This is a genomic window from Pandoraea sp. XY-2, from assembly GCF_004193915.1.
GTDB classification, from domain to species: Bacteria; Pseudomonadota; Gammaproteobacteria; order Burkholderiales; family Burkholderiaceae; genus Pandoraea; species Pandoraea cepalis.
Map to the genome: position 1 here is coordinate 1,350,971 of NZ_CP030849.1, position 14,397 is coordinate 1,365,367.

Below are 14,397 nucleotides of genomic sequence, written 5' to 3' on the forward strand. Positions count from 1 at the left end.
TCTATCAGGCGGCCGCGGCCAGTGCCGTTTGCGGCATGGCATGCATCGCGGCAAAGCCGGCAATCCACTCGGGAATCGCACGGTAGTAATCGAGGGACGCACCGTACTCGCCATAAGCGGCGAGCGCCGCGAACGCGGCTACCCACGTACGGATTTCGTGGGCCGATTTGCCGCCGTCGCGCGTGATCGCGTCGTTGCTGATGTCATCGACAGCGCTCAGATGCCCGTCGCAGAGAAGCGTGAGAAACGCGTGGTCCCACTGCGGATTGAGCGGATGCAGATGACTCGTTCCCAACGTGAACGCTTCGGCGGCGGCCACCGTGCGTGCCTGGCGCGCCGCGCGCGACTCGGCGGACGGGTTGCGACCGGCGATCAGACGCTCGGCGACTTCCTCGGTCGCACCGATCAGCTCGGGCACGGGCGGCTCGTGCGAGATACCGCCCGATCCCACCACCAGCACGCGCTTGTCCGTGCGGGCCAGGTGCCGGCCGATGGCATCGCCCAGCAGGCGAGACCGGCGCAGCGTCGCCATCGGCGGCGCGACGGAGTTGATGAACACCGGCACGACCGGGTAGGCATCGAGCCCGCCCGTGAGCACTTCCAACGCATAGGCGCAGCCGTGATCGACCTGCATGCGGTACGACAGCGCGACATCAACCTCCGACGCCAGCACGTGCTCGGCAAGCGCATGCGCGATGTCTGACGGGACCGGCAACTTGCCGGCCAGGCTGTTGAAGTCGCCGATGGCCGTGGCCGCCGCGCCGATGCAGAACGGCGGCATGACGTCGTAGAAGAAGCCGTTGAAGTGATCCGGCGCGAATACGACAACCAGTTCAGGATCAAACGCTCGCACGCGCTCGCGTGCCTGCGCCTGCACCCGCTTCACTTCGGACACGATGTCCTCGGGCGGATCGAAGTAGCCATGCAATGGCGTGTGCGAAATGCATTCGAGATGAATCGGCATCACTCAGGCTCCGGCAACTTGCTGCATTACGACGGCGTGGGCGGGGTTCGTTGGCGCACGCAGCGGCGTCACCTGCCGCGCCGGATCGTCGCAGAGCGCTACCTTGCCGGCGAGTTCGGTCAGCGCGTCCGACACTTCCTGCGGAGCGCAGACACCCGCGACGAATCGATCGGGGCGCAGCAACACCACAGATTGCGAACGCGCGCCGAACCAGTCCTTCAATCGATTGAGCGGATCCCCGATCGCGATCACGCCCTCCGGCACATCGTAGGTGTGCGCCATCTGGACATCGGGCTTGGCCAGCACGAAGCGCACGCCAAGCTTCTCGGCAACGGCGCGCGCACGCACCGTCAGGCCGAACGTCGGGTCCGCTCCCCAAGCGAGCACGGCGAAGTGATTGCCGATGACGTCGTCGAGGCGCTGAAGCTCGCCGGTCCGTGTGCGGACATTGGGCTGAATGAACAGGCGGCCAACCGGCGAACTGGCAAATGGGTCGCGGCCATACACCCGGCGGCCGAGCCACGAATCCCGCTTCTCACTCATCAGGCCCAGCAGGCGGCCCGGCGCTGAGTTGCCCGAGCGCTTTAGCAGGCGCGCCAGCCAGCCGCCGCTGGATTTCGAGGGAGGAAGCAGCACCACGCCCTCTTCGTAGCGCGGCATCGGCTTGAACCGCATTTCCACGAAGTAGCGCCTGACCGACGGAAACCAGTTGAAGCTGCGCACGAAGGCGTCCCGGAAGCGCACGCCAAAGCGCGTGGTCGGTGCAAAGATGTCGCCCGCGACCTCGGAGAGGTGGATCATCGAGCGCGCATGCGGCCGGCGCTCGGCGGTGTATGTGTCGAGCAGGCTCGGGAGACTCTGCCCCTTGAGCACCATCGCAAGCTTCCAGCCAAGGTTGTTGGCGTCGCGAATGCCGCTGTTGTAGCCTTGACCTTGCCATACGGGCATGATGTGCGCCGCGTCGCCCGCCAGCAGCACGCGATCCACGCGGAACGTTTCCGCCAGCCGCGCGTTGTGCGTGTAGACCCGCTTGCGGATGTAATCGACCCGGTCCGGATGCGCGACCACCTTGCGAATCAGCGCCGCCATGTTCTCTGACCTGGAGAGTTCCTCTTCCGTCTCGCCCGGCATGACCATGAATTCGAAACGGCGAATGCCGTGCGGCAGGGCCGCCGAAACATACGGGCGCTCGTGATCGCAGTGCAGATAAACGTGAGGCGCGCCCACCGGGTCGTTACGCACGTCGACCACGATCCACTGGTTTGGCTTCGTGCGCCCTTCGAAGGGCACCTGAAGCAGGCGACGAATCACACTGTTGCCGCCGTCGGCGCCGACAACGTAACCCGCGCGAATCGTACGGACTTCGCCATCGCTCGTTCGCGTGTTCAGCGTCACCCCCCGAGCGTCCTGCGCGAGCGCCTCGACGCTGTGCCCGAAGCGCACGTCCACATGGGCGAAGCGCTCGAGCCCCTCGAACAGCACCCGATCGGCGAGCGGTTGAATGAAGGCGTTTCGGCGCGACCAGCCGAATTCGTCGGTGCGCGGCTCGATCGACGCGAAGCAGTGACCATCGCTCGTGAGAAACCGCATCCAGTGGTCGGGGGTCGTGTGCGGAAGCAGGGCATCGGCAAGGCCGACGGCCTGGAACACACGCAAGGCCTCGTCGTCCAGACCGATGGCGCGCGGATAATCGATGAGTTGATCCAGCTTTTCCAGGATTGTGACGCGCACGCCTTGCAAGCCAAGGATATTCGCGATCATCAACCCAACCGGGCCGGCCCCGACGATGGCCACGTCCGTCGTGATGTCGGCAGGGGTGTCGGCCACGGCATTGGCGGCTTTGTCGAATGTACTCATGTGTCTCGCTCCTTTTTTGAGCGCGAGCGCGCCCTGCACGCCGGTCTGGCGCGTTCGAATGGCGTGCTGCGTTCGTTGATTCCGTCGCGGCTCGTGTTGTCCGCTAATCGTTGGGCCGGGGTCGGTCGTCGAGCGAGGCGTCTTCGACGACACTCGCTCACACCGAAAAGAAGGTGTCTCCGCTAGCGCTCTGATTTTTCGATGAGTCTAGGCAGGTCGCGAAAAGCGCTCAACAATTTCAGCGAAATGTGCATAGAATGCACATCATTGATTTTAAATACGATTTCATGAGCAAATATCCGAACGTGCGCGGTTTGTCGCGCGGCCTGCTGGTATTGCGGGCGCTCAACGCGATGGCGCGGGGACGCGCGACGCCGCAGCAGTTGAGCGAAGCGACGGGACTTCACCGCACCACCGTGCGCAGACTGCTGGAGACATTGCTGGAAGACGGATTCGTGCGACGCAGCACCTCCGACGACACCTTCCGACTGGCGCTCGCGGTGCGCTCGCTCAGCGAGGGCTTCACGGACGACGAACGCATCGCGACCGTCGCACCGCCGATCATGGGGAAGTTGATGCAACGTGTGGTGTGGCCCTCCGATTTGACCACCCCCGACGGCGACGCCATGATCATCCGCGAGACGACACATCGTTTCAGCCCGTTGTCGTTTCACCGCGCCATGGTCGGACGGCGCCTGCCGATGCTGTTCACCGCCGCCGGACGGGCGTACTTCGGCATGTGCCCGGAGGCGGAGCGCGAGGACATTCTCGATTTGCTGCGTACGGGCGCGGGCGGGGAGTTGCAGCAGCGGTTCGCCTGCGACGACGCGTTCATCCGCAATCTCGTGCGCCAGACACGCGAGAATGGCTTCGGCTCGAATCATGGCGACTGGCTCGACCAGCGCAAGATCGGCGCGGTCGCGGTCGCCATTGCGTCGGAGGGCCGTGTGCTGGCAAGTCTTAACGTGATCTATCTCGATCAGGCTGTGAGCGCGGCCGAGGCCGTGCGGCGGTTCGTGCCGCCGCTTCAGGAGGCGGCGGCGCAGATGGCGGCTGCCGTGGCACCGGCCGCTCCCGTGCATGCGATGCCCGCCGACGATTAAGCGCCGCCGCTCGCCATGACGGTGAACCGCTGATTTTTTCCCGCTTGCATCCGGTATTCCACGGGACTCAGTCCACCAAGTTTCGATTTGATGCGGTGCCGGTTGTCGTGGTCGATGTAGCCCTTCAGGCCTGGTCGTGATAAGCCGAGCGTCAGCTGAGGTCGAATTGCACCATCACGACCGTCGCACTGTTCTCCCTCAGTAGCGAGAGTGAGCCCCCCAATCGTTGGGCACGCCGGTGCATGCTGTTAAGCCCGGTGCCGTGAAGGTGCCCGCCCTGAGGGGCGTCGGTATTGATTCGCATGCCCTGCATATCGAAACCGACACCGTTGTCTTCAACGCGCAAGGTGACCCGATTGCCGTCGTGCCGCAGTTCGACAATGATACGGGTTGCCTGCGCGTGCTTGAGCACGTTGGTCAGCGTTTCCTGGAGAATGCGCAGCAACTCCAGCGATTGTGCGGCGCTCAGCACGCACGTCGAGATACCGTCGAGCCGCCAGATACACTCGATGTTCTGCGTCTCGAAGAGCACCGAAATCCGATGCCGCAATGGGGCAATCTGCTCGGCGAGCGCCAGCTCACCTTGCTGATGCGTGGCCGCCGTGTCGATGACGAAACGCAGTTCGTCGCGCATTTCCTTGAGCAACGCGAGAAAGCGCGCCGGCGGCAACGTGTGCGGCGCATGTTCGATGGCCGCGATGCTCGACACCAATGCGCCGCCCAGTCCGTCGTGCAAATCGTGTGCGAGATTCAGCCGCTCGGCGAGGCGCGCGTTGACGACTTCGAGCTCGTGCTGACGATTGAGTGTATGCGCCAGTTCCTCGCGCGCATTATCGATGCCCACGCGTAGTTCGTCGTTGAACTGCGCGATTCTCCGCGCGTTTTCGGCAAAGCGCCTCGCAAGCACGATGGCCATGCCGATCATGAGCACCTGAGACGTTTGCGTCGTGTAATAGACGTTTGACGTGAGCACGCCAAAATACACCAGAAAATCATGGGTGCCGGCGACGACGAAGGTCAACGCGCACATTGAGACGATACGTTGTTCCAGCCTGCGCTCAAGCCATGTGAGGACGAAAAGCAGCACGCAACTCGCCAGATAGGTCACGCCGGGCACGATGGCCCAGATCGCGCGCGATGTCTCGATGCGATCGTGTGGCATGACGATCAGCCAGAGTGCTCCGGCGCCGAACGTTGTCCATAACAACGCTTCGAGGCGCGGCATGCGTCGGCCGCAAAAGCGCAACACGTACATCGTGAAGCTGCCGCAGTAAGCGAGAAATGCGATGGAGACGAAGATCTCCCACGCGTCGTTCGTCGCAAATGGCCACGGCCGGGTGACCACTTGATTGACCGCATAGAGCCACCAGGTGAGCGACATCATGCTGAACCAGCCGTAGGCCGATTCGTCGCGTCGATACAACCAAAGCATCGACACGAGTATGCCGAGGGTCAGGGTGATGGCGAGACTGAAGAGTTGCAGGTCGCGCCGTATCCATTGCTCCCGCTCGTAGCGCTCGTGCACGACGTCGGGCCTGCCCAGCACGACTGGGCCAAGCCCAGGGCTGTATGCCGCCAGGCCCGAGACGCGTACGAGTATCGTGTTGACGCCGGGACGTAACGCCGGCGTGTCCAGAATTTGGTACCTCGGCGTGTTCCACGCTCGCGTCAGTGGCTCGACAAGCGAGTTGTCGCGCGAGATCAGGACATCGTTCAAGTACACCGCACCGGCCATATTCACGTATTCCAGCAGCACGCCACGTGGCTGTGGGTGCTCCGGTTCCCGCCACGTAAGCCGATACCAGACCACGCCGTTGTAGTCCGGCCAGCGGCGTGTCCAGACGTCGGGCAGCGTGACGTCGGCCCAGCCGACGTCTGGGGCGTGCACCGTAGTCCAGTTGGCGGCGTCGGGGTTCATGCTCGCGACGCCATCGCTCGTGGCGCGCACGGCTTCGATGCGATCGAACATCGGCGCGCTGTTCTCGGGCGGGCGTGTCTGTCCCTGGGCGTCCAAGATGCCGGGGACCAGACCGATAAAACAGGAAAACGAGATAAGACAGCGCAGAGACAGAGACCTGCCCCGAGCCGAATGCATCGTGGCGATGCGGCGGGTCAGGGTAACAAGCCGAAGGTACGCGCTTCGAACACGGCCTGCGTGCGCGAGTTGACGGCGAGCTTCTTGTAGATGTTCTTGATGTGGCATGCGACCGTGAGACTGGAGATATTGAGCAGGGCTGCAATCTCGCGGTTCGTCATGCCTTTGGCGACGAGCCCGAGAATCTCGATTTCTCGCGGGCTCAATGCAGGCACGGCCTCGGCCGTCGGCGACTGACCGGTGACTGGCGTCGCCGCCGGTGCGTGTGGCATCGCTCGGCTGACGCCGACTAGGCTAAGAATATGCCTGGCAACAAAGGGATCGATCGGCGCACCCCCGCGCAGTGCGCTGCGTATCGAGAGCGCAATTTCCTCGTCGTCGCGCTCCTTGAGCAGATACCCGGTCGCGCCTGCCCTTAGTGCACGCACAATGATCTGCTCCGTACTCCACGCGGAGATTACCAGAATCGGAAGGGCGGGATCGCTTTCGTGCAACTCGCCGATCAGATCGACGCCGCTGCCGTCCGGCAGGCCCACATCGACCAGTATCAGCGCGCACGGCGTGCTTGCCAGATGCGCGCGCGCCTGCGCGAGGCTTCCGGCCACACAGACCATCTCATTGCGGTAGCCCAGCGATTTCAGAATGCCGCACATGCGCGTTTGTGTCGCCGGGTCGTCTTCCACGAGCAATAGCGGTCCGGGGAGCACCGGTTCGGCATCGACTGACGGGCTGGCAGGCATGGCTTGGGATTCCAGACAATTAAGCGGGGAGACAATGTCATGCAAATTAGCGCACCGCTATCGTAGCGCCCATCCCCCAAACAGGGTAGTCAGAGCCCGAATTTACTCAATTCGGGGGATGCCAGACATCACACATCGAATGCTACGTTTCGCACAAACGGGTTCGCGCTGCGCAAGGATCAACACAATGCGCACGACATCGACGTGACACGGCGTGCAAATCCGGGAGTCGGGCATACGCTTTCGGATTGGGGGGCAGCGTGGGAGAACGGTTTTCCGCAAGGGCGACGCCACGTCGCCTCAAGGCCATATGCGGCGTGGCAGGACTCATGCTCGCCGGGCCGGCCGTTGCGCAGACGTCCGGTCCGCTGTTTCTCGACTATCGCGGCGCCACAGGCGGGTGCTGTCACAACGCCAACGGTTTCGACGGCGCACCCGGTCAGATCGACGTCGAGCGCACGCTCTCGGGCCTGAACATTCTCTCGACGCATGGGGCGACCGGCGTCGCCGTCGACGTGAGCGGCGGCAACGGCGGTAACGGCGACGATGTCAGTGGCCGCGATCACTGGGGTGGCAGTGGCGGCTTTGGGCGCGTCGTCGATTTCGTGCTCGCGCAAAGCACCGTCATCAGCAACGGTTTTGGCGCCTCGGTCCTCTCCAAGGGGGGAGACGGCGGTCTGTGGGGCAATCGCGGCGAAGGCAACGGTAACGGCGGGAACGGCAATTTCGCACGCCTGACGCTCGATGGCGGCTCGGTGAGCGCTGTGGGCTACGGTCTGTCGGCGCAATCGATCGGCGGGAACGGGCAGACCAGCGCGATTCCCTGGGGGCCCGGCGTGAACGGCGGGGTCGGGGGAAACGCCGGGGACGCCAGCGTGGTCGTGCGTGGCGGGGCCACCGTCACCGCCAGCGCGAGCGGTGGAAGCGAGGGCGCGGCCATTCGGGCCGAATCGCTGGGCGGTCAGGGGGGATTGGGAATCGACGACTGGGAGGGCGGCTATGTGCTCTCCGGATGGGGCGGGAATGCGGGCAATGTCACCGTGTCGACGGCGGACGGCACCGTGACGGCCCATGGCGATGGCGAAGTCGGCCTGCTGGCGCGTTCCGTCGGCGGCAACGGCCCGAAACGCATGAGCGATAGCACGGACGTCAAAGGCTCGAACGGCGGTAACGCCGGCAACATCACCATCACGAACGGCGCGGCGATTTCCACCGATGGGGCTAACGCACCGGGCATTGCCGCCTACAGCCTTGGGGGGGACGGCGGCGATGGCGGCGGCGGTGTCACCGGTAACGGATTTCAGGGCGGCGATGGTGGAACGCCGGGGGCCGTCACGCTCACCAACACCGGCAGCATCGCGACGCGCGGCGTCGGTGCGATGGGGATGCGGGTTTCGGTCGTCGGGGGCGCCGGCGGGAACGGTGGCGAATCCAGTCCCTGGTCGGGGCATGGCGGGAATGGCGGTGCGGGTGGCAACACCGGAAATCTGGCCGTCGATATCAGAAACGACGGCACGATCATGACGTCGGGTAACGACGCCGTCGGTATTCTGGCGCACGCGGTGGGGGGCGGCGCGGGGGCGGCCGAACTGAGTCAGGGGATCATGAACATTGGCGGTGGGTCCGGCGGCAACGGCGGACTCGGTGGCAACACGACGCTCAGCAGCAACGGCTCGATTTTCACCACGGGCGATCAGAGCGCCGGTGTGCAGGTGCAGAGCATCGGTGGCGGCGGGGGGCACGGCGGCGACGCCGATACGACCGGCATCATCGTTGGCATTGCCACCGGCGGGCACGGTGGTGCCGGCGGAACCGGCGGCGATGCCCTCATGGATCTGGGCGGAGCGATCTCAACCGCTGGCGCAGGCTCGAGCGGCGTTCTGCTGCAAAGCGTGGGGGGCGGTGGTGGCGCTGGCGGGTCGTCCAGCGCCATGACCGTCGGTGTTGGACTGGGTGTGGCCGTCAGTCATGGCGGCAGCGCCGGGGGCGGTGGCGCGGGTGGCGTGGCGCATGCCACGCTGGACGACGGGAGCAGCGTCACGACGCAGGCCGTCGCAAGCGATGGCGTCGTCGTGCAAAGCATCGGCGGTGGCGGTGGCTATGGCGGACTCGCCAGTTCGGCCACGCTCACTATCGCACCGGATCTCGGCCCGGAGGTGCCTTCCGCCACGCTCAGTCCGCACGTCTCCATCGGTGGTAGCGGCGGCGACGGCGGCGGCGGCGGGTTGGCCCAGGTCGACAACAGCGGCGGTATCTGGACGCTGGGTGACAAGAGCATCGGCATACTGGCCCAGAGCATCGGCGGGGGCGGCGGTGCCGGGGGAAGTGCTGCCGCCGCGTTACGGGCGCAATCGATCGCCACGCCGAACCGTCGCTTCAACATCAGCGTGGGCGCGACGATCGGCGGTGCCGGTGGCAGCGGGGGCGATGGTGCAGTCGCGCTGGTCAACAATAACGTCGACGGCAGCGTGCTCACGGCTGGCGATCACTCGTATGGCATCGTCGCGCAAAGCATCGGTGGCGGCGGTGGCGTGGGCGGTATGGTGCAACAGGAAACCGCGAAGTCGTTCGGCGCAACACTCGGCGCACCCGGATCGGTTCAGGGGCTGTTGCAGTCGATCGGCAATTGGCTGACGACCTCCGGCAATTCGATGAACGTGGCGTTCGGTTCACTCACTGTTGGTGTGGATGTTCGCGTCGGTGGCACGGGCGGTGAGGGCGGGGCTGGCAACGTGGCCGCCATCAATAACCACGGCCCGGTGACGACATCGGGCACCGGCGCGGCGGCGATCGTCGCGCAGAGTATCGGCGGTGGCGGCGGTCAGGGCGGCACGGCTGCATCGACCAGCGTGTCGAGCCTGCTTTCGAGCGTCGATAGCTTGCTTGGCGTGATGGCTGGCAGGATTGGCACCTACTTCAACGTCTCACCCAATGTCGGGACGCATGTGGCCGTTGGCGGATCGGGTGGCTCCGGCGGCGACGCCTGGCAAGCGAATGTACTCAACACCGGAACGCTGTCCACGGCGGGCTTCGGTGCGCCGGGTATCGTCGCGCAGAGCGTGGGCGGCGGTGGCGGAGCGGGGGCGGCGACTTCGCAGAACCTCGAGCTTTTCCTCTCGAATTGGGCACCGAAGGACGCGCCAGGCATCATCGATGAGGTCACCCGCCTCATCGACCTGCTCGGCTCGAATCTCGCCAGCGCGCAACACAGCGTCAATGTCAGCGTTGGGGGGCAGGGCGGCAGCGGGGGAAGCAGCGGGACGGTCAATGTCGACGCCAGCGATGCTGCCAGTCGCATTCAAACCACCGGCGACAGTTCGCCGGGCATTCTTGCGCAAAGCATCTCCGGCGGCGGAGGGCAGGCGGCCGCGACGGATTACACCTTCGGCGCGAGCAGCCTCGGGGCCGCTGCCGGATCGACATCGCCGGCGGTGTCGCTCGCGCTTGGGGGAACATACACCGGCAATCTGGCGGGCAATGCGGGACAGTTTTCTCGCGTGAACGTCAAGAGTGGTGGCGTCATCGCGACCCAGGGGAACGACGCGAGCGGTGTCGTCGCGCAAAGCATCACGGGCGGCGGCGGTGCCACAGCGGTGGGCCTGACGGGGAATGCGAGCACGCATCTCGCTGCAGGGCAGCAGGTCGCCGCCCCGGTCATCACGTTGGGCAGCACGCTGAGCGGCGAACTGTCGCCGTCGAGCATGAATGGTGCGCCGGTCTCGGTCGTGGGTTCGGGCAGCATCGATACAAGCGGCGTGCTCTCACACGGCATTTTCGCGCAGTCCGTCGCCGGGGGCGGCGGCGCCGCCGGCATGACCGTCGACGCGTCGGTTGCGTCCTTGCTCGGGGGCGCGGTCATCAAGCTTGGTGCGTCGCCTGCGGGCGGCAGCAGTCTGCAAGCCAACGCCGGTAGCGTCACCGTCGATCTGACGAACCCTGCAGCCGACCAGGCGGTCGTGTCGACACGAGGGACGTTGTCGTTCGGCGTGCTGGCGCAAAGTATCGGCGGTGGCGGCGGGTATGTCGCGCTGGTTGAGGGCGGCAATCCGTCGGCGCTGCCGGTCACCAGCCTGACGCTCGGGGCGCAAGGCGACACGTTCGGCAACGGCGCGGACGTCGACGTGAGCGTCGCGCGTAACGTCGCTGTGCAAACGCTGGGTCAGGACGCGCACGGCATCGTTGCCCAAAGCGTCGGCGGGGGAGGCGGCATTGCAGGCGTGACCACCGCGCCGGGACGCGTCACGCTAGCGTCGGTCAACAATGTCGTCACACGCGCTGGCGCCAACGAAGGCGGCACGGTGGACGTGGTCGTCGATGGTAGCGTTCAAACGCATGGCGAGGGGGCGGCAGGCGTGCTGGCGCAGTCCGTGGGCGGTGGAGGCGGTATCACAGGCGATGCCGCCGCAGTGAGCTACGGTCTCGACATGGTGCGGCAGGCCAACGTCTCCGGCGCCGTGGGGGCGGGGGGCGCGGTGCAGGTGAATACGAGCGGCCGTGTGGTCACTGACGGCGGGCACGCCCCGGCCATTCTTGCGATGAGTCTTGGCGGCGGGGCCGTGTTCAGCGATGGCGGCGTATGGCTGAAACAGCCTGGGAGCGCGAGCGGCAACACGGGCGGCGCAATCGACGTGACGCTTCAACCGGGCAGCGTGGTTGCCGCCTTAGGCGCGGACTCCCCCGCGATTGCGGCGATCAGCATGGGCAACGCGGGCGGCGGTTCGATGCAGGGCAAGCCGATCGGCGTGACGATCGGCAGCGGCGCGAGCGTGATGGCCAATGCAACTTCGGGGATCGGCATTCTCGCCATCAACACCGATGGCGTGACCGTCGAGAATGCCGGTACGGTATCGGCGGCAACGGCTGTCGCGTCGCTGAGTCGCGCGAGTGTCATCAACAGCGGCCTGATGCAGGGCAATGTGGAACTGACGACCGACAGCACGGTTGAGAACCGCGCGGGCGGCGAGCTACGTACGGCGCAGTCGCTCTCGGCCGGGCTGACGCAAAACTACGGCACGATCAGCCCCGGGGGGGCGGGCGTGTTCCAGGCGTCGAAAATCATTGGCAGCTTCTCGCAGACGGGCACCGGCGTCTACGCGCCCGACCTCGATTTCACGAATCACAACAGCGACTTCCTGACGGTGACGGGGGCATTGACGTTCGGCGGCAGCGTCGTGCCGATCCTTCGCAATCCGGTCAAGAACATCTGGCTTGGCATCGGGCACTTCGACAACGCGTCGACCGGTGAGACGGCCGTCGCGAAGAGTACGGCGCTCGTCTTCAACTATCAGATGAAAGATCACTATGGCGGCTCGCGGGATCCGCTGATTTCGGTGGACGCCAACTTCCGGCCGCCGGGCGTGTCGCTCAATGCGAATCAGGCGTCGTTTGCGGACCTACTTCAGACCCATTGGGACGCCGGCATGGTCGCGGCGGGCCCCTTGTTCCAGCCGTTCGTGAGTGCAGGCGATGCGGCGTCTTACCGCAAGACGCTCGACGTGCTTTCCGGGGCGGCGTCACTCATGCGCGCAGGTTCGCGAGGGCATGAGAACTACGACTTCCTGAATCGCTTGATGAGCTGCCCGCAGTTCGTCACCGACGGCACGCGCATGGGCGAGGGCAGTTGCGTCTGGGCGCGCGTGATCGGCACCCGCGCCGATCGCTTCCAAACTGCAGATGATGTGGGCTTCCGCAGTCAGCAGGTGACCTATCAGTTCGGGGCTCAGAGGGAGTTTGCGCCTGACTGGTTTGTCGGCGGTTCGGCGAGTTACGTGGTGACGCATGCCCGCTCGTCGGATCGCTCGCTGGACATATCGAGCGATGGCTTCCGGGGCGGACTGACGTTGAAGCGTCAGATGGGGCCGTGGCAAATCGCGCTCGCCGTGCTGGGCGGTTACGAGAGCGGCACGCAGAATCGAACGATCGAATATCCGGGGGCGTCCGCGCGAGCCACGAGTCGGCCGGACGCCTTTTTTGTCGGCACACGATCCCGGCTGTCCTATCAATTGAACTACGCCGCAGGGTATGTGAAGCCCTACACCGATCTGGACGTCGTCTACGACAGGAATTCGGCTTACCGTGAAAGTGGCGCCGGCGTGTTCGATCTTGCGATGCAAAGCGAGGGGCGCACAACGGCGGTGTTGAGTCCCGCCGTCGAGGTGGGCGCACGTCTCGACTATCGTGGCACGACCGTGCGCCCCTATCTGTCGGCAGGAGTGAGCTTTGCGTCGAAGGGGGATGTGAGTACCGAGGCGTCGTTCGTCCAGTTCCCGAGCGCGGCGTTTCGCATCACGTCGTCGCAGTCGCGTGTCTATGGCAACTTTGCGCTTGGGGTTGAACTGCTGTCGTCGAAAGGGCTCGAGGTTCGGGCGGAATACAACCTGCGCACCGCATCGTCACAGACGGTACAAAGCGCCGCGTTGCGGCTGGCGAAGCACTTCTGAGTCCGAAGGAGGGATACGTCGCGGTCCCGAACGACGGTTCGGGACCGATGTCACGGATGACTCAAACGGCGTTGGCGGCGGCCTTGAGGACGTCGCTGACTGCCGAGATGAATGCTTCGGTGCGCTCGCCGCTGGTCTTGCCGTCCAGCCAGTTCGACGTAAAGCTGAACGTCACCGGCGTTTTGCCCACGAGCATCTGCCCGGCGAAGCACAGGGCGTGGAACGTCCCCCAGTCGAGACTGCCGCCCTTGCCATAGGCGAGCAGCCCCTGGGGCACCGTCATCCACACCGCGTCGGCCATCGCGGAGATTCGCTTGAATTCGACGAGCGACGTCGGCTTCGCGAAGACCTTTCCTGCCAGCACCTGCTGATACCAATTCACGAGATCGTTGGCCGAACTGGTCATCGATTGCTTGTCGTTGATGACATCGGTGCGGGGTGAGAGAAGATGATTGTCGTAATAGACCTTCTCGTTGTGCTCCAGCTTTTGCATGCCGTCCCAGCCGAGATCGACACCCGACGGCGCGCCCGCCAGATAGGAAAAGAGGACGCGCGTGGAATCGGGGATGCGAACCGTGTTCAGTCCCATTCGCCCGACCAGTTCGCGCACGCGCGCCGGCCCGACAGCGGCCAGCGTGATGTCGGTGCTGATGTTGTCGCTGTGCGAAATCATCGACTCGAGTGCGGTTCGGAACAGCGTTTGTCCATTCAGGCCGATGAGCACTGGGCTGCCCGGCGTGCGCACGGCGTCACTAACGGTGCAGAGTTGGCTGCCGGAGAGTTGATTGCGGCCGGACTCAACGTCGAGCAGGAACTGGCCGAGGATATACGTTTTGACGGCACTGCCGACGAACAGGCGTTGCTCCGGCGCGTAGCCGGCACGCCAGCCCGGCCCTTGGGGTGGGGTTGCGGCAACGAGGCAACTGGTCGTTTTCGGCGCGAGGGCGACAAAGCGGTTGATGGCGCCGTCGAGATCGGCGCGCCCGGCAGCGATGGCGCTGGTTGCGGGCGACAGCAACGTCGGCGCAGCAAGTGACGCCGCCGTGAGTTTCAGCGCTTTTCGGCGGGTGGGACGAAAATCGGTCATCGCAAAAGGCTCCTGGACAAGGGACGGTGAGCAGCGTGCCGAGCGCTGCTTGCCGCTGCGGCGAGGCCGGGGCAACGTTAACACGCGGGCGGCGCTGTCGCGATCCCTCGT

At 65.1% G+C, this 14,397-nt stretch carries 7 protein-coding genes and 1 pseudogene; 2 read left to right on the plus strand and 6 right to left on the minus strand.

The window, feature by feature from the left end; genetic code table 11:
• Nucleotides 1-4 precede the first annotated feature (4 nt).
• Both DRB87_RS06250 and DRB87_RS06255 read right to left on the minus strand, forming a co-directional pair.
• Entirely contained in the window at nt 5-964 is a 960-nt protein-coding gene (locus DRB87_RS06250; protein WP_130025260.1) for a 3-carboxyethylcatechol 2,3-dioxygenase, read from the minus strand.
• A 3-nt stretch (nt 965-967) separates the two neighbouring features.
• Nucleotides 968-2,821 carry a bifunctional 3-(3-hydroxy-phenyl)propionate/3-hydroxycinnamic acid hydroxylase gene (locus tag DRB87_RS06255; protein WP_130025261.1) on the minus strand — a complete coding sequence of 618 codons (1,854 nt, stop codon included), beginning with the start codon at nt 2,819-2,821 and terminating at the stop codon, nt 968-970.
• 287 nt (nt 2,822-3,108) lie between these two features.
• Here DRB87_RS06255 and DRB87_RS06260 point away from each other — a divergent pair, with 287 nt between their 5' ends.
• Nucleotides 3,109-3,924 carry a DNA-binding transcriptional regulator gene (locus DRB87_RS06260; RefSeq protein WP_130025262.1) on the plus strand — a complete coding sequence of 272 codons (816 nt, stop codon included), beginning with the start codon at nt 3,109-3,111 and terminating at the stop codon, nt 3,922-3,924.
• On the opposite strand, the pseudogene DRB87_RS24135 reads toward DRB87_RS06260, so the two are convergent.
• From DRB87_RS24135 to DRB87_RS06270, 3 genes and pseudogenes are all read right to left on the minus strand, one after another.
• A pseudogene (locus tag DRB87_RS24135) lies at nt 3,921-4,055 on the minus strand (IS3 family transposase); the annotation flags it as partial. The gene DRB87_RS06260 and the pseudogene DRB87_RS24135 sit on opposite strands and share 4 nt — an antisense overlap.
• A gap of 20 nt (nt 4,056-4,075) precedes the next feature.
• Nucleotides 4,076-5,893 carry an ATP-binding protein gene (locus DRB87_RS06265; RefSeq protein WP_165385248.1) on the minus strand — a complete coding sequence of 606 codons (1,818 nt, stop codon included), beginning with the start codon at nt 5,891-5,893 and terminating at the stop codon, nt 4,076-4,078.
• A 143-nt stretch (nt 5,894-6,036) separates the two neighbouring features.
• Nucleotides 6,037-6,759 carry a response regulator transcription factor gene (locus DRB87_RS06270; RefSeq protein WP_130025264.1) on the minus strand — a complete coding sequence of 241 codons (723 nt, stop codon included), beginning with the start codon at nt 6,757-6,759 and terminating at the stop codon, nt 6,037-6,039.
• A 317-nt stretch (nt 6,760-7,076) separates the two neighbouring features.
• Between DRB87_RS06270 and DRB87_RS06275 the strand changes: the two genes are divergently transcribed.
• Nucleotides 7,077-13,199: an autotransporter outer membrane beta-barrel domain-containing protein gene (locus DRB87_RS06275; protein ID WP_130025265.1), complete on the plus strand. Its 6,123-nt coding sequence runs from the start codon at nt 7,077-7,079 to the stop codon at nt 13,197-13,199.
• Nucleotides 13,200-13,260: 61 nt separating this feature from the next.
• Here the strand turns inward: DRB87_RS06275 and DRB87_RS06280 are convergent, their stop codons facing one another.
• Entirely contained in the window at nt 13,261-14,286 is a 1,026-nt protein-coding gene (locus tag DRB87_RS06280) for a serine hydrolase (protein WP_130025266.1), read from the minus strand.
• Nucleotides 14,287-14,397 lie beyond the last annotated feature (111 nt).

What these genes read in the sequence shown, in the direction of transcription:
- DRB87_RS06250 (WP_130025260.1), bottom strand. Translation starts at nt 964, where the DNA reads ATGCCGATTCATCTCGAATGCATTTCGCACACGCCATTGCATGGCTAC.
- DRB87_RS06255 (WP_130025261.1), bottom strand. Translation starts at nt 2,821, where the DNA reads ATGAGTACATTCGACAAAGCCGCCAATGCCGTGGCCGACACCCCTGCC.
- DRB87_RS06260 (WP_130025262.1), top strand. Translation starts at nt 3,109, where the DNA reads ATGAGCAAATATCCGAACGTGCGCGGTTTGTCGCGCGGCCTGCTGGTA.
- DRB87_RS06265 (WP_165385248.1), bottom strand. Translation starts at nt 5,893, where the DNA reads ATGTTCGATCGCATCGAAGCCGTGCGCGCCACGAGCGATGGCGTCGCG.
- DRB87_RS06270 (WP_130025264.1), bottom strand. Translation starts at nt 6,759, where the DNA reads ATGCCTGCCAGCCCGTCAGTCGATGCCGAACCGGTGCTCCCCGGACCG.
- DRB87_RS06280 (WP_130025266.1), bottom strand. Translation starts at nt 14,286, where the DNA reads ATGACCGATTTTCGTCCCACCCGCCGAAAAGCGCTGAAACTCACGGCG.